Source organism: Pseudomonas kielensis, from assembly GCF_014236655.1.
GTDB lineage: Bacteria > Pseudomonadota > Gammaproteobacteria > Pseudomonadales > Pseudomonadaceae > Aquipseudomonas > Aquipseudomonas kielensis.
Genome location: NZ_JACMYG010000005.1, coordinates 16,805 through 42,155, shown reverse-complemented (window position 1 = coordinate 42,155; position 25,351 = coordinate 16,805). Strand labels below are relative to the sequence as shown.

Here is a 25,351-nt window from a genome sequence, read left to right as displayed (position 1 = left end):
GGGTAAGCCGTTCAATTAAGTGTAAGCCACAGGCGTCAAAGTCGCCTGATAAACCCATGTGGCGCGGTTGGGCTGATCGAGGTGGCGGGCCAGATAATCGGCAAACTCCCGGCGCGGGATCGAGCGGGCTCCCAGGCTGTGCAGGTGGTCGGTGGGCATCTGGCAGTCGATGAGGACAAAACCTGCCTCCCTGAGGTGCTGCACCAGGCTCGCAAAGCCCACTTTGGAGGCGTTGTCGGCGCGGCTGAACATCGACTCGCCGAAAAACAGCTGGCCCATGGCTAGGCCGTACAAGCCGCCCACCAGCATGTCCTGGTCCCAGACTTCGACGCTGTGGGCGTGGCCACGGGCATGCAGTTCCCGGTAGGCGTCCTGCATGGCGCCGGTGATCCAGGTGCCGTCGGCATAGTCCCGGGGCGCTGCGCAGGCGCTGATCACCGCGGCGAAGTCCTGGTCGAACGTCACCCGGTAGCGCTGTTGTCGCAGCAGTTTGCCGAGGCTGCGCGAGATATGCAGTTCGTCGGGAAACAACACCGTGCGCGGATCCGGGGACCACCACAGGATCGGCTGGCCTTCGGAAAACCAGGGGAAGCAACCGTGACGGTAGGCTTGGACCAGGCGATCGGCAGACAGGTCGCCCCCGGCGGCGAGCAGGCCGTTGGGCTCGCGCATGGCTTTTTCCAGCGGAGGGAAATTCAGGGAGTCGCGTTGTAACCAGGTCAGCATGGTATCCAGCTTGCAGTAGGGGAGGGCAGCGGCAGCGCCGGGCTGCCGCCCATCATCCGAGTCAGTTGTCGTCGAGGTATTTTTCAGCGTCCAGCGCCGCCATGCAACCCGCGCCGGCAGAAGTCACCGCCTGGCGGTACACATGGTCGGCCACATCGCCGGCGGCAAACACCCCGGCAATCGCGGTGGCGGTGGCGTTACCTTCACTTCCACCCTCGACCCTCAAGTAGCCATCATGCATCGGCAGTTGGCCCTGGAACAGCTCGGTATTGGGTTTATGGCCAATGGCAATGAAGACCCCGGCCAGGGGCAGTTCGCGGGTTTGCCCGGTGAGACTGTCCCGCAGGCGGGCGCCGGTCACGCCGCTGGCATCACCGAGGACTTCGTCCAGGTTCTGGTTCCAGTGCAGGCGGATATTACCGTTGGCGGCTTTTTCGAACAGTTTGTCCTGGAGGATCTTTTCCGAGCGCAACTTATCGCGGCGGTGAATCAGGTGCACTTCCTTTGCAATGTTGGACAGATACAACGCCTCTTCAACCGCCGTATTGCCACCACCCACCACGGCGACCACCTGGTTGCGGTAGAAGAACCCGTCGCAGGTCGCGCACGCCGAGACCCCCTTGCCGGCAAAGGCCTCTTCCGACGGCAGGCCAAGGTACTGCGCCGAGGCGCCAGTCGCGATGATCAACGCATCGCAGGTATAGGTGGCGCTGTCGCCAATCAGCTGGAACGGGCGCTGCTGCAACTTGGCGGTATGGATGTGGTCGTAGACGATCTGTGTATCAAAACGCTCGGCGTGTTTTTGCATGCGCTCCATGAGTGCCGGGCCGGTGAGGCCTTCGACGTCACCGGGCCAGTTGTCGACTTCGACCGTGGTGGTGAGCTGGCCACCGGCCTGCATACCGGTGATAACCACGGGTTTGAGGTTGGCGCGGGCGGCATAAACGGCAGCGCTGTAACCGGCAGGACCGGAACCCAGAATGATCAGGCGTGAATGCTTCGCATCGCTCATAAAAACACCTCATAAGCCTTTGTCACAAAAGACAATGCATGCTCAAATTGAATCGCACGCCAGAGACTTCTGGCTATGCTGTAGCCATGGACTTGAAGCATGTCATCGGCCGTACAAACCCGTACAATGCAACGCTGTAACAATGTCTTACGCAAAAAAGCACAGCGTGCCGTGTTTATAAAAACCCGGGCGCAGTGTTAAAAGTAGTCCCAGTTGCGCCTGTACACTTTTTTACCTGCCTGGATTGGGCAGTTTTTTATAGTCATTCAACAGATGGACGCGCCCCTGGCGCAGGAAAAGAAGCGTTTTGAAGAAATCCACCGCAGCACCTAAACCAGTCGTTCCGCTTTGGCGTCAACACCTGCACTACCGACTCAAGGAAGGTGCGTTGATTGCCATCGGGGCCCTGTGCCTGTTCCTGATGATGGCCTTGCTGACCTACGGCAAGGACGATCCGGGCTGGAGCCACAACAGCAAGATCGACGACGTGCAGAACTTCGGCGGCCCGGCGGGCTCCTACAGCGCCGACATCCTGTTCATGGTGCTGGGGTATTTCGCCTATATCTTCCCGCTGTTGCTGGCGATCAAGACCTATCAGATCTTCCGCCAGCGCCACGATCCGTGGGAGTGGAGCGGCTGGCTGTTCTCCTGGCGCCTGATCGGCCTGGTGTTCCTGGTGTTGTCGGGCGCGGCCCTGGCCCACATCCATTTCCATGCCCCCACCGGCTTGCCGGCTGGTGCGGGTGGCGCGCTGGGTGAAAGCCTGGGCGACCTGGCCAAGAATGCACTGAACATCCAGGGCAGCACCCTGATGTTCATCGCCCTGTTCCTGTTCGGCCTGACCGTGTTTACCGACCTGTCGTGGTTCAAGGTGATGGACCTCACCGGCAAGATCACCCTCGACCTGTTCGAACTGTTCCAGGGCGCCGCCAATCGCTGGTGGGCCGCGCGTACCGAGCGCAAGCAACTGGTTGCACAACTGCGTGAAGTGGATGATCGGGTGCATGACGTAGTGGCACCGACCGTGACCGACAAACGCGAGCAGGCCAAGGTCAAGGAGCGCTTGATCGAGCGCGAGCAGGCCCTGAGCAAGCACATGTCCGAACGCGAGAAACAGGTCCCGCCAGTCATCGCCCCGGCACCACCGAAACCCGCTGCCCCGAGCAAGCGCGTCGAGAAAGAGAAACAGGCGCCGTTGTTCGTCGACAGCGCCGTGGAAGGCACCTTGCCGCCGATCTCGATCCTCGACCCGGCGGAAAAGAAACAACTCAACTATTCGCCTGAATCGCTGGCGGCGGTAGGGCATCTGCTGGAAATCAAACTCAAGGAATTCGGGGTCGAGGTCTCGGTGGACTCGATTCACCCGGGCCCGGTGATTACCCGCTACGAAATCCAGCCCGCGGCGGGGGTCAAGGTCAGCCGTATTTCCAACCTGGCCAAAGACCTCGCGCGTTCGCTGGCAGTGACCAGTGTGCGGGTGGTGGAAGTGATTCCGGGCAAGACCACGGTCGGTATCGAGATTCCCAACGAAGACCGGCAGATCGTGCGCTTCTCCGAAGTGCTGTCGACCCCGGAATACGACAACTTCAAGTCGCCAGTGACCCTGGCCCTGGGCCACGACATCGGCGGCAAGCCGATCATCACCGACCTGGCAAAAATGCCTCACCTGCTGGTGGCCGGTACCACCGGTTCCGGTAAGTCGGTGGGGGTCAACGCGATGATCCTGTCGATCCTGTTCAAGTCCGGCCCGGAAGACGCCAAACTGATCATGATCGACCCGAAAATGCTCGAGTTGTCGATCTACGAAGGCATTCCGCACCTGCTGTGCCCGGTGGTCACCGACATGAAGGACGCGGCCAACGCCCTGCGCTGGAGCGTGGCCGAGATGGAGCGGCGCTACAAGCTGATGGCCAAGATGGGGGTGCGTAACCTGTCCGGCTTCAACCAGAAGGTGCGCGAGGCGCAAGAGGCCGGCACACCGTTGACCGACCCGTTGTACAACCGCGAAAGCATTCACGACGAAGCACCGCTGCTGACCAAGCTGCCGACCATCGTGGTGGTGGTCGACGAATTCGCCGACATGATGATGATCGTCGGCAAAAAGGTTGAAGAACTCATCGCCCGTATCGCGCAGAAAGCCCGGGCGGCCGGTATCCACCTGATTCTCGCGACCCAGCGTCCGTCGGTGGATGTGATCACCGGTCTGATCAAGGCCAACATCCCGACGCGCATGGCGTTCCAGGTGTCGAGCAAGATCGACTCGCGGACCATCATCGACCAGGGCGGCGCCGAGCAACTGTTGGGCCACGGTGACATGCTCTACATGCCGCCTGGCACCAGCCTGCCAATCCGGGTGCACGGTGCGTTCGTTTCCGATGACGAGGTTCACCGGGTGGTGGAGGCCTGGAAACTGCGCGGCGCTCCGGAATACAACGACGACATCCTCGCCGGTGTCGAAGAAGCCGGCAGCGGCTTTGAAAATGGTGGCGGCGGTGGTGACGATGACGCCGAAACCGATGCGCTCTACGACGAAGCCGTGCAGTTCGTGCTCGAAAGCCGTCGCGCCTCCATCTCGGCGGTGCAGCGCAAACTCAAGATCGGCTACAACCGCGCGGCGCGCATGATCGAAGCCATGGAAATGGCCGGGGTCGTGACCTCCATGAATACCAACGGCTCGCGTGAAGTCCTGGCCCCTGGCCCGGTGCGCGACTGATCAGTGCCGCGTGACCTCACGCGGCGCGTCATTCAAACGAATCTCTATGAGGACTCCCATGCGTCTTATCCGCATGTTGCTGTTGCCGGTACTGGCTTTCACCACCCTCTCGGCCCATGCCGATGAAAAGGACGTGGCGCGTTTGACTCAACTGCTGGAAAAGTCCCAGACCCTGAGCGCGCGTTTCTCCCAGCTGACCCTCGACGGCAGCGGTACCCAGTTGCAGGAAACCACCGGCCAGATGTCGCTGCAGCGTCCGGGCCTGTTCTACTGGCACACCGATGCGCCGCAGGAGCAGTTGATGGTCTCCGATGGCAAGAAGGTCTCCCTGTGGGACCCGGACCTGGAGCAGGTCACCATCAAGACCCTCGACCAGCGCCTGACCCAGACCCCGGCGCTGCTGCTCTCCGGTGATGTGTCGAAGATCAGCCAGAGTTTCGACATCAGTGCCAAGGAAGCCGGCGGCGTGATCGATTTCACCCTCAAGCCGAAAACCAAGGACACCCTGTTCGACAATCTGCGCCTGTCGTTCCGTAACGGCCTGGTCAACGACATGCAACTGATCGACAGCGTCGGCCAGCGCACCAACATCCTGTTCACTGGCGTGAAAGCCAACGAACCGATCCCGGCGTCCAAGTTCAAGTTCGACATCCCCAAGGGTGCCGATGTGATCCAGGAATAACCAGCCGCAAAGCGCCCGCGATGGCGTCGGCACATCCAGCATTGATGTGACTGATGCGCCGCTTTCGCGGGCGAGCCCGCTCCTACAGGGATTGTGTTGTTAAGCACATCGACGTCAGGCCCCAGTGAGGTTTCAAACGTAGTCATGGATCTGTTTCGAAGTGCCCCGATCGCTCAGCCACTGGCCGCTCGCTTGCGCGCGGCGAACCTGGATGAGTACGTCGGCCAGGAACACCTGCTGGCCCGCGGCAAGCCCTTGCGCGAGGCGTTGGAGCAGGGTGCCCTGCATTCGATGATCTTCTGGGGGCCGCCGGGCGTGGGCAAGACCACCCTGGCGCGCTTGCTCGCGGAAGTCTCGGATGCTCACTTTGAAACGGTTTCGGCGGTGCTGGCCGGGGTCAAGGAGATCCGCCAGGCGGTGGAAGTGGCCAAGCAGCAGGCTGGGCAATACGGCCGCCGCACCATCCTGTTCGTCGACGAAGTGCATCGCTTCAACAAGTCGCAGCAGGACGCCTTCTTGCCGTACGTGGAAGATGGCACGCTGATTTTCATCGGTGCGACCACCGAGAACCCCTCCTTCGAGCTGAACAACGCCTTGCTGTCCCGGGCCCGGGTCTACGTGCTCAAGAGCCTCGACGAGGTGGCGCTGAACAAGCTGGTACAGCGCGCGCTGACGGAAGAACGCGGCCTTGGCAAACGTCAACTGAGCCTCAGCGACGAGGGCTTCCAGATGTTGCTGTCGGCAGCGGATGGCGACGGCCGACGCTTGCTCAATCTGCTGGAGAACGCCTCCGACCTGGCCGAAGATAACAGCGAGATCGGTGTCGACCTGCTGCAAAGCCTGCTGGGTGACACTCGGCGCCGCTTCGACAAGGGCGGCGAGGCCTTCTACGACCAGATTTCCGCGCTGCACAAATCGGTACGCGGCTCCAATCCCGATGGTGCCTTGTACTGGTTCGCCCGCATGCTCGACGGTGGCTGCGACCCGCTGTACCTGGCCCGGCGCGTGGTGCGGATGGCCAGCGAAGACATCGGCAATGCCGATCCGCGGGCGCTGAGCCTGTGTCTGGCGGCCTGGGATGTGCAGGAGCGCCTCGGCAGTCCCGAGGGCGAGTTGGCGGTGGCCCAGGCCATTACCTACCTGGCGTGTGCGCCGAAAAGCAACGCGGTGTACATGGGCTTCAAGGCCGCCATGCGCAGTGCCGCCGAGCATGGCTCGCTGGAAGTCCCGCTGCACCTGCGCAACGCCCCGACCAAGTTGATGAAGCAGCTGGGCTACGGCGACGAGTACCGTTACGCCCACGATGAACCGGATGCCTACGCCGCTGGCGAAGACTACTTCCCCGACGCCCTCGAGCCCCAGGCGTTCTACCGGCCGGTGCCGCGCGGCCTGGAATTGAAGATCGGCGAGAAGCTCAATCACCTGGCGCAGCTCGACCGCCTGAGCCCCCGGCAGCGGAGAAAAACATGATTGCCCTGATCGCCGCCGTCTCGTTGGGCGGTATAACCGGCACCTTGCTGCGCTTTGCCACCGGCAACTGGATCAACGCCAATTGGCCGCGGCACTTCTATAGCGCGACGCTGGCCGTTAATATCGTGGGCTGTCTGCTGATCGGCATTTTGTACGGCCTGTTTTTGACTCGCCCGGAAGTACCCCTGGAGGTGCGCGCCGGGTTGATGGTTGGCTTTCTTGGCGGCCTGACGACTTTTTCATCCTTTTCACTGGATACGGTGCGCTTGCTGGAAAGCGGGCAAGTACCGCTGGCCCTGGGCTATGCGGCCATCAGCGTATTCGGCGGGCTGCTCGCGACCTGGGCTGGCCTGTCCCTGACCAAACTTTGATAAACGAGAGACCGACATGCTCGATTCCAAACTGTTACGTAGCAACCTTCAGGACGTAGCGGACCGCCTGGCATCCCGCGGTTTTGTGCTGGATGTTGCGCGCATCGAAGCGCTGGAAGAACAGCGCAAGACCGTCCAGACCCGCACCGAAGCACTGCAGGCTGAACGTAATGCGCGCTCCAAATCCATCGGTCAGGCCAAGCAACGCGGCGAAGACATCGCGCCGTTGATGGCGGACGTCGAGCGCATGGCCAGCGAACTGGGGGCCGGCAAGGTTGAGCTGGACGCGATCCAGACCGAGCTGGATGCCATCCTGCTGGGCCTGCCGAACCTGCCCCATGAGTCGGTGCCGGTGGGCGCAGACGAAGACGGCAACGTCGAAGTGCGTCGCTGGGGCACCCCGGCCACCTTTGATTTCGAGGTCAAGGACCACGTCGCCCTCGGCGAGAAGTTCGGCTGGCTCGATTTCGAAACCGCCGCCAAACTGTCCGGCGCCCGTTTTGCCCTGCTGCGTGGGCCGATTGCCCGTCTGCACCGCGCCCTGGCGCAGTTCATGGTCAACCTGCACACCACCGAACACGGCTACGAAGAGGCCTACACCCCTTATCTGGTGCAAGCGCCGGCCCTGCAAGGCACTGGCCAGTTGCCGAAGTTCGAGGAAGACCTGTTCAAGATCACCCGCGAAGGCGAGGCCGATCTGTACCTGATCCCGACTGCCGAAGTGTCGCTGACCAACATCGTTGCCGGCGAGATCGTCGATGCCAAGCTGCTGCCGATCAAATTCGTCGCGCACACGCCGTGCTTTCGCAGTGAAGCCGGTGCCTCGGGTCGCGATACCCGCGGGATGATTCGCCAGCACCAGTTCGACAAGGTCGAAATGGTCCAGATCGTCGAGCCGTCGACCTCGATGGAGGCCCTCGAAGGCCTCACCGCCAACGCCGAAAAAGTCCTGCAACTGCTGGAACTGCCTTACCGCACCCTGGCGCTGTGCACCGGCGACATGGGCTTCAGCGCCGTCAAGACCTACGATCTGGAAGTGTGGATCCCGAGCCAGGACAAATACCGCGAGATTTCCTCGTGCTCCAACTGCGGTGATTTCCAGGCCCGGCGCATGCAAGCGCGTTTCCGTAACCCGGAAACCGGCAAGCCTGAGCTGGTGCACACCTTGAACGGCTCTGGCCTGGCGGTGGGTCGGACCCTGGTGGCGGTGCTGGAAAACTACCAGCAGGCCGACGGCTCGATCCGCGTGCCGGACGTGCTGAAACCCTACATGGGTGGCCTTGAGGTCATCGGCTAAATGAAATATCTGCCGCTGTTTCACAACCTGCGCGGCAGCCATGTGCTGGTGGTCGGTGGGGGGGAGATTGCCTTGCGCAAGTCCCGCCTGCTGGCCGACGCTGGTGCACTGCTGCGGGTCGTTGCACCCGAGATCGAAGTCCAGTTGCGTGAGCTGGTGCAAAACAGTGGCGGCGAACTGCTGGGGCGCGGCTATCAGGAATCTGACCTGGACGGTTGCGGGCTGATCATTGCCGCTACCGATGACGAAACCTTGAACGCGCAAGTCTCCGCCGATGCCCATCGGCGTTGCGTGCCGGTCAATGTGGTGGATGCGCCTGCCCTGTGCAGCGTGATCTTCCCGGCGATCGTCGACCGTTCGCCGCTGATCATTGCGGTGTCCAGCGGCGGTGATGCACCGGTACTGGCGCGGCTGATCCGGGCCAAGATCGAAACCTGGATTCCGTCGACCTACGGCCAGTTGGCGGGGTTGGCGGCGCGTTTCCGTGACCAGGTCAAAGGCCTGTTCCCGGACGTGCAGCAACGCCGTGGCTTCTGGGAAGACGTGTTCCAGGGCCCGATAGCCGACCGGCAACTGGCCGGGCAGGGCGCTGAAGCCGAGCGACTGCTGCAAGCCAAGCTGGCCGGTAAAGCCAGCGTGACCACCGGCGAGGTGTATCTGGTGGGCGCGGGGCCGGGCGATCCGGACCTGTTGACCTTCCGCGCCCTACGCCTGATGCAGCAGGCGGACGTGGTGTTGTACGACCGCCTGGTGGCGCCGGCCATTCTCGAACTGTGTCGGCGCGACGCCGAGCGGGTCTACGTCGGCAAGCGCCGCGCCGATCACGCCGTGCCCCAGGACCAGATCAACCAGCAACTGGTGGATCTGGCTCGACAAGGCAAGCGTGTGGTGCGACTCAAGGGGGGCGATCCGTTCATCTTTGGGCGCGGCGGTGAAGAAATCGAAGAGCTGGCGGCCCAGGGCATCCCGTTCCAGGTGGTGCCGGGCATTACCGCTGCCAGCGGCTGTGCGGCCTACGCCGGGATTCCGTTGACTCACCGTGACTACGCACAGTCCGTGCGGTTCGTCACCGGTCACCTGAAAGACGGCACCAGCGACCTGCCGTGGAGCGACCTGGTGGCACCGGCCCAGACCCTGGTGTTCTACATGGGCCTGGTGGGCTTGCCGATGATCTGCGAGCAGTTGATCAAGCACGGCCGTGGCGCGGACACGCCAGCGGCGTTGATCCAGCAGGGTACCACCGCCAATCAGCGAGTCTTCACCGGCACCCTGGCCGACCTGCCACGCCTGGTGGCGGAGCATGAGGTGCATGCGCCGACCCTGGTGATCGTGGGCGAAGTGGTGCAACTGCGTGAGAAACTGGCGTGGTTTGAAGGGGCGCAGGCGCAAGTCTGAAGTCCGCGTTGCCAATATCGCGGGCAAGCCCGCTCCCACAGATGACTTGTGCTGGACACAAATCCCCTGTGGGAGCGGGCTTGCCCGCGATAGGGCCTTCAAAAAAACCGCAACATCAGGCCTTGCGCCAAACCCCCTGGCCATTCAAGCGCTGCCGATCATGGGGCGCGTTGAAATCCTGCTGCGGTCCTTTTGGCACCACCCCCGTCGGATTGATGGTCTTGTGGCTGACGTAGTAGTGATTCTTGATGTGGGTAAAGTCCACTGTCTCGGCAATCCCCGGCCATTGATACAGTTCGCGTAGCCAGTTCGACAGGTTCGGGTAATCGGCTATCCGCCGCAGGTTGCACTTGAAGTGACCGTGGTACACCGCATCGAACCGGATCATCGTGGTGAACAAGCGCACATCTGCTTCAGTCAGGTACTCCCCCGTCAGATAGCGGTTTGCGCCCAAGACACGCTCCAGGTGATCGAGCTCGGCAAACACCTCATCGAACGCCTCGCCATAAGCCTGTTGCGACGTGGCAAACCCGGCGCGATACACACCATTGTTCACGGCCGGATAGATCCGCTCATTCAGCGCATCGATCTCACCGTGCAGCGGTGCCGGGTAGAAATCCAGGTCATTGCCGGTCAAATCATCGAACGCGCTGTTGAACATGCGGATGATCTCCGCCGATTCATTGCTGACGATGCGTTTGAGCTTTTTGTCCCACAGCACCGGCACGGTGACGCGACCGGTGTAGTCGGGCGTGTCGGCGGTGTAGCGCTGGTGCATGAAGTCGAAGTGATCGAGTGAGTCGCCGGTTGATCCGAGAGTGGTGTCGAAGGTCCAGCCATTTTCCAGCATCAACCAACTGACCACCAAAACGTCGATCAGACCTTCCAGGCCTTTGAGTTTGCGCAGGATCAACGTGCGATGCGCCCACGGACAGGCGAGCGAAACGTAGAGGTGATAACGCCCGGCTTCAGCGCCAAAACCGCCTTCGCCGTTGGGGCCGGGCTGGCCGTCAGTCGTGACCCAGTTGCGGCGCTTCGCCTGTTCGCGCTGGAACGCGCCGTCCTTGCTGCTTTCGTACCACTTGTCCTGCCAGTGGCCATCAACGAGTAAACCCATGCTCAAGACTCCGCAAACCAATAATCGTTGGAGCCGAGTCTATTCCGATGAGTTCGAACTAAAAGCGCAAAGATCGGGCGTCAATGATCGGTTAAATCGATTTGTCGCGAGCAGCCCAGTACTGTTCGGCGGTTTCAAACGCCTGCTCACGGGGCTGGCCAAGACCGCGCAGGGCCAGTGCCATGGTCGAAATCAGGGCCATTTGCGGATAGCTGTCGACCACATCACCACGCCACACCGCTTTCAGGTGCTCGATATCCAGCGAGGCCGGCTTGACGTGACGTTGCGCCGACAGCTGTGGCCATTCTTCGTCCCAGCTTTCGCCGCCGGCAGTGCCATACAGATGGCTGTCGGCATCCGGATTGATCTCGATTTCACCGCCATCGCCCTTGACCACAATCGCCGTGTCGCCGAGCAAGCCACTGGCATCGCGATGCACAGCCTGATAGCCCGGGTGGAAAATGCTTTGCAGGCCGCAGCGCGCGCCCAGCGGGTTGAGAATCCGCGCCAGCGAATGAATCGGTGAGCGCAGGCCGAGTGTGTTGCGCAGGTCGATCATCTTTTGCAGTTGTGGTGCCCAGTCCATCAGCGGCATGAACGCCAGGCCACCGTTGTCCAGTGCCGTACCGACTTGCTGCCAGTTGCGGCACAACGCAATGTTCAATTCGCCGAGCAGTTGCTCGCTGTACAGGCGTCCGGCAGTGTGCGCGCCACCGCCATGCATGAAGATGCGCACGCCGTTCTGGGCCAGGCACTTGGCCGCCAGCAGGTACCACGGCAGGTGACGCTTCTTGCCGGCGTAGGTCGGCCAATCCAGGTCGACCGCCAGGGGGGGAGCGTGCAGGCGTTCGCGCAGGGCTTGAGTGAAGCCCGCCAGTTCTTCCGGGCTCTCTTCCTTGTGCCGCAACAGCATCAGGAAGGCGCCGAGCTGGGTGTCCTCGACTTTGTCGTCCAGCAGCATGCCCATGGCTTCGCGGGCTTCCTCGCGGGTCAGGCTGCGCGCGCCGCGCTTGCCTTTGCCGAGGATGCGCACGAAGGGGGCAAACGGGTGTTCGGCGGGCGTTTCGGTCAGCAGTGGGGCGAAATCGGTCATAGACAATTCGTCGGTTTGGGCAGGCCCGCCAGCTTGGCGGCGAGTTTGGCGGGAGTGCCTTTGAACAGGCGGTTCAGGTGCAGGCTGTTGCCCTTGTCCGGCCCCAGCTTGAGCGCGGTGTACTTGATCAGCGGGCGGGTTGCCGGCGACAGCTGGAACTCCTGGTAGAAGCCGCGCAGCAGCTCAAGGATTTCCCAGTGTTCGGCGCTCAGCGTCAGCGCTTCGCTGGCCGCCAGCGCTTCGGCGACTTGCGCCGACCAGTCCGCCAGGTCCAGCAAGTAGCCGTCTTTGTCCAGGGCGATCTGGCGTGTACCCACAGTCAGGGTGTTCATAACCAGCTGTTGACCTTGTCGTAGGTTATCGACAGTTCGACGAAGGCCGGGTAGTCAAGGCGCTTGATCCACTGCGGCACTGGCAGGCCCCGGGCCTGGACGTCTTCTTCCAGGACATACAGCGACAGGCCGTCAGCCCGATCCTGCAATTGACTGAACGGCGCGCTGCCGGGTTGCAGGGCATAGACCGCGTCCCCTGTGAGCAGCAGGCCATCGTTGACGCCCAGCAGGCGCAGGCAACTGTCCAGCCGGTTGTCGGAGAAGGGGGAATGAGACAACACATGCAAAGTCGACATCAGAGGGTAATAACCTGGTCATAGCGGTCAATAACGGCCGAGATCTGCCCGGCGGCCAATAGCTGCAGCTCATCAAGGCTCAGGTCCTGCGCCAGCAAGCCACGTGCGTGGGCACTGTCGGCACAGACGTAGAGGTCCTCGACGCCGAACAGGCCAAGGGCTTGCAGGTTGGCGCTAAGGTCTTTTTGCTGGATGGCCTTGGCATTCTGCTGGCTGGCCAGCTGGAACACACCATCATCGAGAAACAGCAGGCCGATGGGCAGGTCGAAGGCGCCGCCGGCCAGCACGATGTCCAGTGCTTCACGGGCACCGGGGCCGGACCAGGGGGCCTGGCGGCTGATAATCAACAGGGATTTAGGCACGGCTCATGGCCCTCCAAAGCAAATCAGGCGATCGGCGTCCTGCACCGCGTCGTGCAGTTGACCGAGGCCGGACAATTGCCACGGCGCGTCGACATTGATCGCGCTGCGCTGATAGCGCTTGGCCTCGGTCTCGTCCAGCACGCCGCGTCTCAGGGCGGCGGCAATGCACACCACACCGTCGAGTTGCTGCTCACTGACGAAGGTGCGCCACTGCTGGGCGACGTCCTGCTCATCCTGTGGTGTGACGACGCTGCTCGAAGCGTTGTAGACGCCGTCCTGATAGAAAAACAGCCGCACGATCTGGTGCCCGCCGGCCAGCGCGGCCTGGGCAAACAGCAGGGCGCGGCGCGAGGAGGGGGCGTGAGGGGCCGAAAACAGCGCGATGGCAAACTTCATGGCGAACTCTGACGATAAATCTGCGGCCATGATAATGCTTTATCGGCGGTGCGGCGAAGGGCGATTCAGCGCGGCATGTAGCCCAGATGCCAGCGACGCGGAATCTTCAGCGAGACAATGCCCAGCACGGCTGCCAACAGGCCGCTGGCGTACAGCGCTTGCAGGCCGAACTGATGCTCCAGGAGCGCCCCCAGCACCGCACCGGCAAACATCCCGGTCCAGGGGATCAACTGCACGCGCCAGCCCGCGCGTCGCTCGCCGAGCATCCAGCGTCCCAGGCCACGGCCGAAGCGTGACAGGGCGCCGGTGACGTAGGTTAGGCCGATCGGCAGGCCGTTGACCTGCTCCACGGCGGCATTCAGCATGCCCATGGCCAGGATCGCCGCCAGCAATGCCGGGAATTGTGTTTCCAATGGCCAGGCTGCGGCGCCGCACAGCAGGGCCGCGATACTCAGCATCAGGGGCAGGGCGTGGCGCCTGCCGATGCGACTGACGATCACACCCAGGGCGTTGCCGACGATAAACATCAACACCAGCACCAGCAGGCGCAGGGTCAGTTGCCAGTCACTGTCGCTGATCGCCACCGCCAGGCGTGTGGTGTTGCCGCTCATGAAGGAAACAAAGTCGCCGGTGGCCATGAAGCCGATGGCGTCGGTCATGCCTGCCAGGACCGATAGGCTCGCCACCAGGCACAGGCCGATCCGGCCACGCCATTTCTGCACGTGCAACAGCCCGCTGGTGGGCGCGCGATGGGGAGGGGAAGGCAGCATCGGCTAGCGCTCGAGGCCGTGCAGTTCGCAGTATTCCTGCCAGTCCATGCCGGCCATCTGCGCCACCTCCTTGTGCACCTCCAGCCGTTGGGCGGCGAAGTCCTCGGGGGTAGCGGCGGTCAACTGCAAGGTCAGTTCCCAGGCAAACAAGCCCAGGCGTTCGGCCTCGGCTTCGTAGGCTTCATGCAGACGCTCGCTGCGAAAGTGTTCCATGCTCTCGCCTTTGGCCTGGGCGGCCAACGGATTGAGGTGGTCCAGTTCTTCGCGCAGTGCCGGATGGGCATTGAGAAAACGTTGCAGCGCCAGTTCGTGTTGCGATTCGATCGGAGCCATGGATCATCCTGGTCAAAGTGAAAGTATACGCGCAGTCCCTGGCCGGGCCTTGATCCTGGTCAGGAAGTCTTCTTGCGGTTGGCCTTGGCTTCGGCCGCCAGGCACTCAAGGGCAAACTGTTCGGTGTAGGTCATCTGAATCGGCGTGGTCTCGCCCTTTACCGTGCGTTCGCCGTCGAGAATGTAGCGAATGCGTTTATCGGTCACGCCAATGCGCTTGGCAATCCAGGAGGGGGTCTGGCCGATCTGGCTGATCAGTTTGTCAGCGTAGTCGGTGGATGGTTTGTACAGCTCGGCGTTGGGGGTCATTGGCTTTCCAGAAAGAGTACGTGGCGCACGGCGCCCATAATGGCGCGATAGGGTGCGTGAATAACCGTGGCCTGTCGCGCCTTATCTCGAAGTAAAGCAGAGCCTTTGCACTTCGAGACGGCGGTGTGGGGTGATAGAGTCGGCGTTTTTCCCATTTAAGGAAGCATGATGCGTATTTGTATGGTGGCACTGGCGGGGCTGTTACTGGCCGGGTGTGCGGGATCGACGATGAATCAGGCCCGTACCCAGAGCCCCTACAAGACGCTCGCTTCGAACAAGGCTGACCTGGTGGTTGCCCAGTGTGTGCAGTTTGCCTGGCAGGATGAGGCGGTCTTTGGGGTGGATGCCAGCGGTTATCTGGAGCCGGTGGACGGTGGTGGGTTTACCGTTTATACCCGGTCGGCTGAGTCGTTTATCGATGTGCAGGGAGGGGTGTTGAAGTATTACGTGGTGCAAGATAGCTGGGTTGCCACGCGTCGGTTGGCGGCTTTGGCGACCTGCTTGTAGGGGGTTATCCATAGATGTGGCAGCGAGCTTGCTTGCGATGGGGCCGGCACATTCAACAGCGATGGTGCCTGAGCCACTGCTATCGCGAGCAAGCTCGCTCCTACAGCTGCGGCAAGGCAGCCACCGGGAAGTCGAACGCGGCCAGTTGGAATCCCTGGTCGTCCACCTGCAATGCCCAGCCTTGACGGTCCCAGTCACCCAGCACAATGCGCTTGGCCGCCAGTTCGCCGATCTGGAGTTTGTGGATGGCGGGGCGGTGGGTGTGGCCGTGGATCAGGGTTTTTACCCCGTATTGCTGCATGATCCGCGGGATTTCCTCGGGGGTCACGTCGACGATGTCGTTGGCTTTCATGCGGGTCTGGGTGCGGCTTTCGCTTCGCAACTTGCGCGCCAGGGCGTGGCGAGTGCGCAGGGGCAGGTGGCGCAGGATGAACAGCGTCAGCGGATTGCGCAGGTAGCGTCGCAGTTTCATGTAGCCGATGTCGCGGGTACACAGGCTGTCGCCGTGCATCAGCAGCACCGGTTCACCGGCGAGTTGCACCACACTCGGGTCTTTCAGCAGGGTACAGCCGGCTGCTTTGCAGAAGGCCTTGCCCAGCAGGAAGTCGCGATTGCCGTGCATCAGAAAGATGGCCGTGCCGCTGTCGCTCAAGGTGCGCAGGGCCTGGCAGATGGAGCGTTGGAAGGGGCTCATGGCGTCGTCGCCAATCCAGGCCTCGAAAAAGTCGCCCAGTATGTACAGCGCACTGGCCGCGCGGGCGCGGGTGGCGAGCAAATCCAGAAACGCCCGGGTGATGTCCGGGCGCTCCTCTTCCAGATGTAAGTCTGAAATCAGCAGTATCACTCAATGATCTCGGCTTTCTCGATGATCACGTCTTCTGCTGGAACATCCTGGTGGCCGGACTTCATGGTGGTGGAAACGCCCTTGATCTTGTCGACAACGTCAGTGCCGGCAGTCACTTTGGCGAATACCGCGTAGCCCCAGCCCTGCACGTTCTTGCCGCTGTGGTTGAGGAAGCTGTTGTCCGCCACGTTGATGAAGAACTGCGCGGAAGCCGAATGCGGCTCCATGGTGCGAGCCATGGCCACGGTGTACTTGTCGTTGGAAAGACCGTTGTCCGCTTCGTTCTGGATGCTTGGACGCTTGTCTTTCTTTTCCTTCATGCCTGGCTCGAAACCGCCGCCCTGGATCATGAAGTTGCCGATGACGCGGTGGAACACGGTGTTGGTGTAGTGACCGGCCTTAACGTACTCGATGAAGTTGGCCACGGTGATCGGGGCTTTCTCGGCGTTCAGGTCCAGGACGATGTCGCCATGGTTGGTGGTCAGTTTGACTTGAGTCATGATCGCTACTCTTTAAGGAATTCGTGGGTTTCGGGGCAGCACGGCCCCCAACCGGTTTGGCCAGCGTCGGCCAAGGTGCGCAGTTTAGCGTGCCGGGCGCGAATTTCGAGGCTGTTTTTTCATTGGAGTTCGATTAAAAGCAGCAGTTTTCCGGCCTGCTCTGTCAGGCACTTGACCGCATCGGCTATGATAGCCGCTTTGTTTTGTCCGGCCTGCATGTAGGCCACGCACTTGTACGCCCAAGGATCCTATGAGCAAGCCCACTGTCGACCCTGCCTCGAATTCCAAGAACGGCCCAGCCGTGCCGGTCAATTTCCTGCGCCCGATCATCCAGGCGGACCTGGACTCGGGTAAGCACACGCAGATCGTCACCCGTTTCCCGCCTGAGCCCAATGGTTACCTGCACATCGGTCACGCCAAGTCGATCTGTGTGAACTTCGGCCTGGCCCAGGAGTTCGGTGGCGTTACGCACCTGCGTTTCGACGACACCAACCCGGCCAAGGAAGACCAGGAATACATCGACGCCATCGAAAGCGACGTCAAGTGGCTGGGTTTCCAGTGGTCCGGTGAAGTGCGCTATGCCTCGCAGTATTTCGACCAGTTGCACGACTGGGCGGTCGAGCTGATCAAGGCGGGCAAGGCCTATGTGGACGACCTGACCCCTGAGCAAGCCAAGGAATACCGCGGCAGCCTGACCGAACCGGGCAAGAACAGCCCGTTCCGTGAGCGCAGCGTGGAAGAAAACCTCGACCTGTTCGCCCGCATGAAAGCCGGCGAGTTCCAGGACGGTGCACGGGTGCTGCGGGCCAAGATCGACATGGCTTCGCCGAACATGAACCTGCGCGACCCGATCATGTACCGCATCCGCCACGCCCACCACCACCAGACCGGTGACAAGTGGTGCATCTACCCCAACTACGACTTCACCCACGGTCAGTCGGATGCCATCGAAGGCATCACCCACTCGATCTGCACCCTGGAGTTCGAAAGCCATCGTCCGCTGTACGAGTGGTTCCTGGACGCGCTGCCGGTGCCGGCCAAGCCGCGCCAGTACGAGTTCAGCCGCCTGAACCTGAACTACACCATCACCAGCAAGCGCAAGCTCAAGCAGTTGGTCGATGAAAAGCACGTCAACGGCTGGGACGACCCGCGCATGTCGACCCTCTCGGGCTTCCGTCGTCGTGGCTACACGCCAAAATCGATCCGTAACTTCTGCGAAATGGTCGGCACCAACCGCTCCGACGGCGTGGTCGACTTCGGCATGCTGGAATTCAGCATCCGCGACGACCTCGACCACAGCGCCCCGCGCGCCATGTGCGTGTTGCGTCCGCTGAAAGTGGTGATCAGCAACTACCCTGAAGGTCAGGTCGAGAACCTCGAACTGCCGTGCCACCCGAAAGAAGACATGGGCGTGCGCGTCCTGCCGTTCGCCCGGGAAATCTACATCGACCGTGAAGACTTCATGGAAGAGCCGCCAAAAGGCTACAAGCGCCTGGAACCGGGCGGTGAAGTGCGCCTGCGCGGCAGCTACGTGATCCGCGCCGACGAAGCGATCAAGGACGCCGATGGCAACATCGTCGAACTGCGTTGCTCCTACGACCCGGACACCCTGGGCAAGAACCCTGAAGGCCGCAAGGTCAAGGGTGTGGTGCACTGGGTGCCGGCCGCTGCCAGCGTCGAGTGCGAAGTGCGCCTGTACGATCGCCTGTTCCGTTCGGCCAACCCTGAGAAGGCCGAAGACAGTGCCAGTTTCCTGGACAACATCAACCCTGACTCACTGCAAGTCCTCACCGGTTGTCGTGCCGAGCCTTCGTTGGGCAATGCACAGCCGGAAGACCGTTTCCAGTTCGAGCGCGAAGGCTACTTCTGCGCGGATATCAAGGACTCGAAACCGGGCGCTCCGGTATTCAACCGTACCGTGACCCTGCGCGACTCCTGGGGCCAGTGATTCAGTCAAGGAACTAAAGTGCTAACGATCTACAACACGCTCACCAAGAGCAAAGAAGTCTTCAAGCCGCTGGATGGCAACAAGGTGCGCATGTACGTGTGCGGGATGACCGTGTACGACTACTGCCACCTCGGCCACGGCCGCAGCATGGTCGCGTTCGACCTGGTGACCCGCTGGTTGCGGTTCAGCGGGTACGACCTGACCTACGTGCGCAACATCACCGACATCGACGACAAGATCATCAATCGGGCCAATGAGAACGGCGAGTCGTTCGAAGCCTTGACCGAGCGCATGATCGCGGCGATGCACGAAGACGAAGCGCGCCTGAACATCCAGAAGCCGGACATGGAGCCGCGCGCCACGGATCACATTCCGGGCATGCACGCGATGATCCAGACCCTGATCGACAAGGGTTACGCCTACGCCCCGGGCAATGGCGACGTGTACTACCGCGTCGGCAAGTTCATGGGCTACGGCAAGCTGTCGCGCAAAAAGATCGAAGACCTGCGCATTGGTGCGCGGATCGAGGTCGACGAAGCCAAGGACGATCCTCTGGACTTCGTGCTGTGGAAGGGCGTCAAACCGGGCGAGCCGAGCTGGGAGTCGCCGTGGGGCGCCGGGCGTCCGGGCTGGCACATCGAGTGCTCGGTGATGTCCACCTGCTGCCTGGGCGAGACCTTCGACATCCATGGCGGCGGCAGCGACCTGGAGTTCCCGCACCACGAGAACGAAATCGCCCAGAGCGAAGCGGCCACCGGCAAGACCTACGCCAACGCGTGGATGCATTGCGGCATGATCCGGATCAATGGCGAGAAGATGTCCAAGTCCTTGAACAACTTCTTCACCATCCGCGACGTGCTCGACAAGTACCACCCGGAAGTCGTGCGTTACCTGCTGGTATCGAGCCACTACCGCAGCGCCATCAACTACTCGGAAGACAACCTCAAGGACGCCAAGGGCGCCCTGGAGCGTTTCTACCACGCGTTGAAAGGCCTGCCGAAGGTGGCGGCGGCCGGTGGCGAAGCCTTTGTCGAGCGGTTCACCCAAGTGATGAACGACGACTTCGGCACGCCGGAAGCCTGCGCGGTGCTGTTTGAGATGGTGCGCGAGATCAACCGCCTGCGTGAGAGCGATCTCGCGGCGGCGGCCGGTCTGGCGGCGCGCTTGAAAGAGCTGGCCAGCGTGCTGGGTGTGCTGCAGCTCGAAGCCGACGACTTCCTGCAGGCTGGCGCCGAAGGGCGGGTCGACGCGGCTGAAGTCGATGGCTTGATTGCCGCGCGCCTGGCGGCGCGTGCCGCTAAAGACTGGGCCGAATCCGACCGCATTCGCGACCAGCTCACCGCCATGGGCGTGGTGCTGGAAGACGGCAAGGGCGGTACGACCTGGCGTCTGGCTGACTGAGTGGTGTCATCGCTGCAAAACAAAACCCGCCTAGTGCGGGTTTTGTTTTGACTGGCATCGCAAGCCATTGATTCGGCAGATCATCCGTGAGGCTAAGGGCTGGCCGCTGATCGTTATCTGCGGGTTTTTTCCCACTCAGTGGGAATCTGGTTTCAGTTAATGGAAAACTCGGTGCACCATGTCCGCAAGAGCATGAGGCCGATATGAACTACAACACGCCCACTGATCGCTTGCTGCAAATCCTCGTCACCCTGGGGCAATCCGGCGAGGCGATCTCCGCCAAACAACTGTCCGAGCAACTGGCACAGCCGCTCAGCAGCACTTATCGCCATCTCAAGACCCTGCTGCGCTGGGGGCTTGCCGAAGAGAACGGACAGGGTCGCTATTTGCCGGGGCCAACTTGTTTGCAACTGGCCAAGAAATTCGACCGCGAAGCCGTGCTGGTGACCCTCGCCAAGCCGGAACTCAAGCGCCTGGCCGAGCAAAGCCAGGAAAGCGTGGCGTTAATGGTGCCCAGCAATGGCCAGGCGATTTGCATCGAGCTGGTCGACAGCCCGCAACCGCTGCGTTGCTGCTACCAAAAAGGGCTGGCCCAGCCGCTGTTGGTCGGTGCGTCGGCGAGAGTGCTGTTGGCCTATATGGATGAGGCGCAAAGCCTGTCGGCTCTTTTGGCGCAAGGCGTCGAAAGCGAGGAAGTCGCCACGTACCAACGCAGTTTTGCCGATATCCGCGCTGCCGGGTATGCCGTGAGTGTGAGTGAAATCGACGACGGCATTTGGGGTGTCAGCGCGCCGTTGCTCGACAGCCGCAATCGCCTGCAAGGCGCCATCAGCCTCATGGCTCCTGCCTTCCGGGCGCACACCCGCCGTGAACGCCTGATCCGCTGGACCCAGGACGTGGCCCTGCGCCTGAGCGCCCGGCTCGACTGAATTTGACTGGAGTTTCAAGCATGACTGCTGTTTCTGACATACCCCTGTGGACAGGTCGTATCGACGCTGGCGAAGGGCAGGCTGCGCTGCGCTGGCATCAATGGGTCAAGCCCTTCTGCGAGGGTCAGTCTGCGGGTGCAGCACTGATTGGACTGGCCTGTGATGAAGGAGTCAAACGTAATCAAGGACGCACCGGCGCCAGTCTTGGCCCGTCAGCACTGCGCAAGGCGTTGGCCAACCTGGCGTGGCACGGCCATACGCCGCTGTATGACGCGGGCGATGTGAGCTGTACCGACAGCAACCTCGAAGGCGCGCAGCAGATTTACGCTCATCACGTCAGCTATATGCTCAACCAGGGGCATTTGCCGTTGGGGTTGGGTGGCGGCCATGAAATCGCCTTTGCCAGCTTTAGCGGCCTGGCCGATCACCTGCGCCAGGCCACCCCGCATGCGCGGATCGGCGTTCTCAACTTTGATGCCCACTTTGATCTGCGCCATGGTGAACAAAGCAGTTCGGGTACCCCTTTTCGCCAGATAGCCGAGTACTGCCAGCGTGCACAGATGCCGTTCACCTATTGCTGCCTGGGTGTCAGCCAGTTGAACAACACCCAGGCGCTGTTTGAGCAGGCGCAGCGACTGAATGTGCGTTACCGCCTCGACCGGCAAATGAACAGCTGGGACATACCCGCCTGCGAAGCGCTGATCGATGAGTTCTTGCAAGACGTCGATCACCTCTACATGACCATCTGCCTTGATGTCCTGCCCGCCAGCCAGGCGCCCGGTGTCAGTGCGCCGTCTGCCCATGGCGTGGACATGCAGATCGTCGAGCACCTGATACGTCATGCCAAGGCCAGCGGCAAATTGCGCATGGCCGACATCGCCGAACTCAACCCCGGCCTGGATATCGACAATCGAACCGCCCGCATTGGCGCGCGTCTGCTCGCCAGCCTGATCGATTAAGTTTTTCCGTAAATCCCTGAAACCGCTTGTTGAATCATAAGAAAAAGAGAAATTCGCCATGCTGACATTCGAACTGGATGCGCTGAGCACCCTCGCTCTCGCGCTGCTCCTGCTGGGCCTGGGTGCCCAACTGAAAAAACGTAGCTACTGGCTGCGTCACCTGTGTGTTCCTGCACCGGTGATTGGTGGTTTTGGTTTTGCCTTGGTGATCTGGCTGTTACGTGATCAGCAACTGCTCAACCTGACCCTCGACACCAGCCTGCAAACCCCGCTGATGGTGGCGTTTTTCACCACTGTCGGTTTGGGGGGTAGCCTGGGTTTGCTGCGCAAGGGCGGCAAATTGCTGTTTATCTACCTGGGTGCGTGCTGGGGCCTGGCGCTGGTGCAAAACGTGGTGGGTGTCAGTGTCGCCAAGCTGCTGGGCATCGACCCGTTGTTGGGGATCATGGCCGGCGCGGTGTCACTGGAAGGCGGTTTTGGTGCGGCGGCAGCTTTCGGGCCGATTGCTGAAAACCTCGGTGCGGTCGGTGCGACCACTGCAGCGCTGGCAGCTGCAACCTTTGGCATGGTGGCAGGCGGCTTGCTGGGTAGCCCGCTGGCGCGCTGGTTGATCGAGCGCAACAAACTCGTGGTCAAGGCCGAAGCCGTTGGTAGCCTCAAGGCGTTCGAAGAAGTGGTCCACACCCCGCCGCCCGCGCTGGATGCTGCCACCTTGTTGCGCTTGTTGACCTGCATTGTGGTGATCATGGTGCTTGGGTTCTGGCTGGGCTCCAGCTTGCAACAGCATCTGGGTATCGTGTTGCCGAGCTATGTGGGCGCCATGTTCGTCGCGATCATCCTGCGCAACCTCAATGACCGTGCTCAGGTTATCGAGATGCCCGACCATGCCGTCAGCACTATCGGCGATGTGTGCCTGGGCATGTTCCTGACGATGGCAATGATGAGTCTGAAGTTTTGGGAGCTGGAGAAGCTCGGCTTGCCGCTGCTGGTGATTCTGGTGGTGCAGGTGGTGATCATGATTTTGCTGTGCGTGTTCGTCCTGTTCCGCCTGTTTGGCCGCAACTACGACGCGGCAGTCTTGTGCGCGGGCTTCATGGGTCACGGGCTGGGCGCGACGCCCAATGCAGTGGCCAACATGGGCGCCATTTGTGACCACTACAAAGTGTTCTCGTACAAAGCCTTCATCATCGTGCCGCTGTGCGGTGCCGTGCTGATCGACATTGTGGCTATCCCGATGATCACCTGGTTTATCAACGCATACAGTTGAGAATCGCCTGGTTGCTTCATTGCTAAATCGCGCCGAAACCATCGCCGGCAAGACGGCTTCTGTGTTGTGGGAGCCGACTTGCCGGTCAGGCGCCGATTGCCCGGCGTTTGGCCAGCGGCCGTGCCAACCAATGCGCGCCCGGAAATTTTCTTCGTTGGCTCCGGTGACTATCACCACCTCACGCCGGCGTTTCCTGCCGACTTGAAAGAGCCCATCAGCCTGATCCACTTCGATAACCACCCCGCTTGGGTACGCCTGCTGCTGACGCCCGGACAAAGCTCTGGATATGACCAAGGCGAAGCGCTGATCGAAGGTTTTACGCCCGATGCGTTATTGGCAGACGCTCGGCCTGTTGAGTGCTAAAGGCGGGCGAGGCCGCCTACCGGCCGGCCTGCCTTTTTCCTGATGAATGAATTTCCCCTGTGGGAGCTAGCCTGCTAGCGATTGACCGCGCAGCGGTCAGCTCTCGCACTGGCGCAGCCGCTTGTAGAGGGTGTTACGACTAACCCCCAGCCGCCGTGCCAAGTGCGAAATATTCCCCCCGGCCGCCTGCAACTGTCGATTCAAGTCCTCGGCGTCATTCACATCCACTGCCAACGGCTCAGCCGCCGCGATGGGCTCCATTTCCAGGTCGACAAAAAAATCATCCGGTAAATGCTCGGGCCGTACCGGCTGGTCTTCGGCCATGGCCAGGGCCACCTGGATCACGCTGCTGACCTGGCGCAGGTTGCCGGGCCATGGATGGCGTTCGAACAGGGCCAGTACTTCCGGGCTCAAGCCGGCCCACTGGAGCGCCTCGCGGTGCTGTTCCCACAGACGCTTGAACAGCGCCTGCTTGTCGCTGCGCTCGCGCAGCGGCGGCAGTTCCAGGGTCAGGCCGCCGATACGGTAATACAGGTCTTCGCGAAAGCGCCCCAGTTGCACCTGCTCGCGCAAAGAACGGTTGGTGGCCGAGATGATGCGCAGGTCCACCGCGAACAATTCACTGCTGCCCACCGGCTGCACGCAACGCTCCTGCAGTACCCGCAGCAGCCGGGCCTGGGTCGGCAGTGGCATGTCGCCGATTTCGTCGAGAAACAAGGTGCCTTTGTCGGCCTTGCGGATCAGGCCGATGCTGCCCTTCTGATTGGCGCCGGTGAAGGCGCCCTTTTCATAGCCGAATAGTTCGGACTCCACCAGTTCGGCGGGGATCGCCGCGCAGTTGACGGCGATAAATGCCTGTTTGCTGCGTGAGCTCGCCTGGTGCAGCGCCTTGACGAAGACTTCCTTGCCCACCCCCGTTTCGCCGTGGATCAACAGGGGAATGTCTTTTTCCAATAGGCGCTCGGCCTGGCGCACGGCCTTTTCCACGCGGCTGTCGCCAAAGTGCAGGGTGCCGAGGCTGATGGGCTGTGGCGCGGGGAGGGGGGCTTGGGCGAATACCCGTGCCTGCATCGGGCGCTGTAACGGCCGCTTGAGCAGGCAATGGAAACGGTTGCGCCCGGCGGCCTGCAGGGCGAAGGGCAGGCCGTCGGGCTGGTTGAGCAACTCCAGCAACGACACCTTGAACAGGCTGTCGATGCTGACCCGCGACAAGCTGATGCCCAGCAGGTTGTCCGCCCGCCGGTTGGCCGAGAGCACCTGGCCGCTTTCATCAAAAATCAGCAGCCCGGCCCATTGACTGTCGAGGTTGTTCAGGCCGGTGTTGAACACCAACTGGAAGTGCTCCCCCTTGAACAGATTGAGGATCAGTCGGTTTTCCACGGTCTGGCTCATCATCTTGACCATGCCCAGGGTGTGGTCTGGCGGCAGGTAGCTGTCGCTGGACACATCGAGCACGGCAATCAGCCGCCGCTCGGCATCGAAAATCGGCGCCGCCGAGCCGGTCATGAAGCGGTTGGCCTTGAGAAAGTGCTCATCGTGGGCGATGTGCACGGCCTGTTCGCAGGCCAGGGCGGTACCGATGGCGTTGGTGCCGCTGGATTGCTCACGCCAACTGGCGCCGGCGTTGAAGCCACGGCTCAGGCTCGGCTCGATAAAACGCTGGGTACCCCAGGAGGTCAGCACCTGGCCCTGGTTGTCGGCGAGCATGATCAGGCAATTGGAGTTGCTCAGGATGTTCTCGTAGTAGGGCAGCACTTCCTGGTGGGTGGTCTGCACCAGCGCGTGCTGGCTTTCCAGCAGGCGCGCGATGCCGGCGGCGGGGAGCTGGTCGAAGGCCGGGGGGCTTTGATGTTGCAGGCCGAAGGCGCGACAGCGGCGCCAGGAGTCCTGGATGATGGCATCGTGGGGCAAGGGCGAGGCAGGCGCGGACATGGCGGGCAGTCTCTGGGCAAGCATTTAT

Annotated in this window: 26 protein-coding genes and 1 pseudogene; 13 read left to right on the top strand and 14 right to left on the bottom strand. The window is 61.7% G+C overall.

The window, feature by feature from the left end:
• Positions 1-15: 15 nt before the first annotated feature.
• Positions 16-726, bottom strand: a complete 711-nt coding sequence (aat, locus tag H7995_RS06580) for a leucyl/phenylalanyl-tRNA--protein transferase (protein ID WP_166589918.1) — start codon at positions 724-726, stop codon at positions 16-18.
• Positions 727-787: 61 nt separating this feature from the next.
• Positions 788-1,738 carry a thioredoxin-disulfide reductase gene (gene trxB, locus H7995_RS06575; RefSeq protein ID WP_166589917.1) on the bottom strand — a complete coding sequence of 317 codons (951 nt, stop codon included), beginning with the start codon at positions 1,736-1,738 and terminating at the stop codon, positions 788-790.
• A 307-nt stretch (positions 1,739-2,045) separates the two neighbouring features.
• On the opposite strand from trxB, the gene ftsK reads away from it, so the two are divergent.
• From ftsK to cysG, 6 genes are all read left to right on the top strand, one after another.
• Positions 2,046-4,451 carry a DNA translocase FtsK gene (gene ftsK / locus H7995_RS06570; protein WP_185818142.1) on the top strand — a complete coding sequence of 802 codons (2,406 nt, stop codon included), beginning with the start codon at positions 2,046-2,048 and terminating at the stop codon, positions 4,449-4,451.
• Positions 4,452-4,509: 58 nt separating this feature from the next.
• The gene (gene lolA, locus H7995_RS06565; protein WP_166591418.1) at positions 4,510-5,133 is read left to right on the top strand and encodes an outer membrane lipoprotein periplasmic chaperone LolA; all 624 of its coding nucleotides are present in this window, start codon (positions 4,510-4,512) and stop codon (positions 5,131-5,133) included.
• A 144-nt stretch (positions 5,134-5,277) separates the two neighbouring features.
• Positions 5,278-6,603, top strand: coding sequence for a replication-associated recombination protein A (locus H7995_RS06560; RefSeq protein WP_166591419.1), 1,326 nt, complete (start codon positions 5,278-5,280; stop codon positions 6,601-6,603).
• A complete protein-coding gene (gene crcB, locus H7995_RS06555) occupies positions 6,600-6,974 on the top strand; it encodes a fluoride efflux transporter CrcB (protein WP_166591420.1) in 375 nt (124 codons plus the stop codon). Before H7995_RS06560 ends, crcB begins: the two co-directional genes overlap by 4 nt.
• 16 nt (positions 6,975-6,990) lie before the next feature.
• Entirely contained in the window at positions 6,991-8,271 is a 1,281-nt protein-coding gene (gene serS, locus H7995_RS06550; RefSeq protein WP_166591421.1) for a serine--tRNA ligase, read from the top strand.
• Positions 8,272-9,666 (top strand): siroheme synthase CysG, encoded by a 1,395-nt coding sequence (cysG, locus tag H7995_RS06545; RefSeq protein WP_166591422.1) that lies wholly within the window; start codon positions 8,272-8,274, stop codon positions 9,664-9,666.
• Positions 9,667-9,781: 115 nt separating this feature from the next.
• Here the strand turns inward: cysG and H7995_RS06540 are convergent, their stop codons facing one another.
• The 9 genes from H7995_RS06540 to H7995_RS06500 all read right to left on the bottom strand — a co-directional run bounded on the left by H7995_RS06540 (position 9,782) and on the right by H7995_RS06500 (position 14,673).
• Positions 9,782-10,783 carry a glutathione S-transferase family protein gene (locus tag H7995_RS06540; protein ID WP_185818141.1) on the bottom strand — a complete coding sequence of 334 codons (1,002 nt, stop codon included), beginning with the start codon at positions 10,781-10,783 and terminating at the stop codon, positions 9,782-9,784.
• Between the two features lie 91 nt (positions 10,784-10,874).
• A complete protein-coding gene (locus tag H7995_RS06535; RefSeq protein ID WP_166591424.1) occupies positions 10,875-11,876 on the bottom strand; it encodes a glycosyl transferase family protein in 1,002 nt (333 codons plus the stop codon).
• Complete coding sequence (locus H7995_RS06530; RefSeq protein WP_166591425.1) at positions 11,873-12,208, bottom strand: TusE/DsrC/DsvC family sulfur relay protein; 336 nt, start codon at positions 12,206-12,208, stop codon at positions 11,873-11,875. The genes H7995_RS06535 and H7995_RS06530 overlap by 4 nt, the downstream gene beginning before the upstream one ends.
• Positions 12,205-12,504: a sulfurtransferase complex subunit TusB gene (tusB, locus tag H7995_RS06525; RefSeq protein ID WP_166591426.1), complete on the bottom strand. Its 300-nt coding sequence runs from the start codon at positions 12,502-12,504 to the stop codon at positions 12,205-12,207. The genes H7995_RS06530 and tusB overlap by 4 nt, the downstream gene beginning before the upstream one ends.
• Positions 12,504-12,866, bottom strand: coding sequence for a sulfurtransferase complex subunit TusC (gene tusC, locus H7995_RS06520; RefSeq protein ID WP_166591427.1), 363 nt, complete (start codon positions 12,864-12,866; stop codon positions 12,504-12,506). Before tusC ends, tusB begins: the two co-directional genes overlap by 1 nt.
• Positions 12,867-12,869: 3 nt before the next feature.
• A complete protein-coding gene (gene tusD / locus H7995_RS06515; protein ID WP_166591428.1) occupies positions 12,870-13,262 on the bottom strand; it encodes a sulfurtransferase complex subunit TusD in 393 nt (130 codons plus the stop codon).
• 65 nt (positions 13,263-13,327) lie between these two features.
• Positions 13,328-14,032 carry a YoaK family protein gene (locus tag H7995_RS06510; RefSeq protein WP_166591429.1) on the bottom strand — a complete coding sequence of 235 codons (705 nt, stop codon included), beginning with the start codon at positions 14,030-14,032 and terminating at the stop codon, positions 13,328-13,330.
• A 3-nt stretch (positions 14,033-14,035) separates the two neighbouring features.
• A complete protein-coding gene (locus H7995_RS06505) occupies positions 14,036-14,365 on the bottom strand; it encodes a DUF6388 family protein (protein WP_166591430.1) in 330 nt (109 codons plus the stop codon).
• Positions 14,366-14,424: 59 nt separating this feature from the next.
• Positions 14,425-14,673, bottom strand: a complete 249-nt coding sequence (locus tag H7995_RS06500) for a hypothetical protein (protein ID WP_095171377.1) — start codon at positions 14,671-14,673, stop codon at positions 14,425-14,427.
• 168 nt (positions 14,674-14,841) lie between these two features.
• On the opposite strand from H7995_RS06500, the gene H7995_RS06495 reads away from it, so the two are divergent.
• Positions 14,842-15,180: a hypothetical protein gene (locus H7995_RS06495; protein WP_166591431.1), complete on the top strand. Its 339-nt coding sequence runs from the start codon at positions 14,842-14,844 to the stop codon at positions 15,178-15,180.
• Between the two features lie 100 nt (positions 15,181-15,280).
• On the opposite strand, the gene H7995_RS06490 is transcribed toward H7995_RS06495, so the two are convergent.
• Both H7995_RS06490 and H7995_RS06485 read right to left on the bottom strand, forming a co-directional pair.
• Positions 15,281-16,024, bottom strand: a complete 744-nt coding sequence (locus H7995_RS06490; RefSeq protein WP_166591432.1) for a UDP-2,3-diacylglucosamine diphosphatase — start codon at positions 16,022-16,024, stop codon at positions 15,281-15,283.
• Positions 16,021-16,524, bottom strand: coding sequence for a peptidylprolyl isomerase (locus tag H7995_RS06485; protein WP_095171372.1), 504 nt, complete (start codon positions 16,522-16,524; stop codon positions 16,021-16,023). Before H7995_RS06485 ends, H7995_RS06490 begins: the two co-directional genes overlap by 4 nt.
• Positions 16,525-16,774: 250 nt before the next feature.
• On the opposite strand from H7995_RS06485, the gene H7995_RS06480 reads away from it, so the two are divergent.
• The 6 genes and pseudogenes from H7995_RS06480 to H7995_RS28440 all read left to right on the top strand — a co-directional run.
• The gene (locus H7995_RS06480; protein WP_166591433.1) at positions 16,775-18,472 is read left to right on the top strand and encodes a glutamine--tRNA ligase/YqeY domain fusion protein; all 1,698 of its coding nucleotides are present in this window, start codon (positions 16,775-16,777) and stop codon (positions 18,470-18,472) included.
• An 18-nt stretch (positions 18,473-18,490) separates the two neighbouring features.
• Positions 18,491-19,873, top strand: a complete 1,383-nt coding sequence (gene cysS / locus H7995_RS06475; protein ID WP_185818140.1) for a cysteine--tRNA ligase — start codon at positions 18,491-18,493, stop codon at positions 19,871-19,873.
• 203 nt (positions 19,874-20,076) lie between these two features.
• Positions 20,077-20,802: an IclR family transcriptional regulator gene (locus H7995_RS06470; protein ID WP_166591435.1), complete on the top strand. Its 726-nt coding sequence runs from the start codon at positions 20,077-20,079 to the stop codon at positions 20,800-20,802.
• Between the two features lie 20 nt (positions 20,803-20,822).
• Positions 20,823-21,761, top strand: a complete 939-nt coding sequence (gene hutG, locus H7995_RS06465; RefSeq protein WP_166591436.1) for a formimidoylglutamase — start codon at positions 20,823-20,825, stop codon at positions 21,759-21,761.
• 58 nt (positions 21,762-21,819) lie between these two features.
• Positions 21,820-23,028, top strand: a complete 1,209-nt coding sequence (gene gltS / locus H7995_RS06460) for a sodium/glutamate symporter (RefSeq protein ID WP_185818139.1) — start codon at positions 21,820-21,822, stop codon at positions 23,026-23,028.
• 126 nt (positions 23,029-23,154) lie between these two features.
• Positions 23,155-23,283, top strand: a pseudogene (locus tag H7995_RS28440) (arginase family protein); the annotation flags it as partial.
• A 204-nt stretch (positions 23,284-23,487) separates the two neighbouring features.
• On the opposite strand, the gene H7995_RS06450 reads toward H7995_RS28440, so the two are convergent.
• Entirely contained in the window at positions 23,488-25,323 is a 1,836-nt protein-coding gene (locus H7995_RS06450) for a sigma-54-dependent Fis family transcriptional regulator (RefSeq protein ID WP_166591468.1), read from the bottom strand.
• Positions 25,324-25,351: the final 28 nt, after the last annotated feature.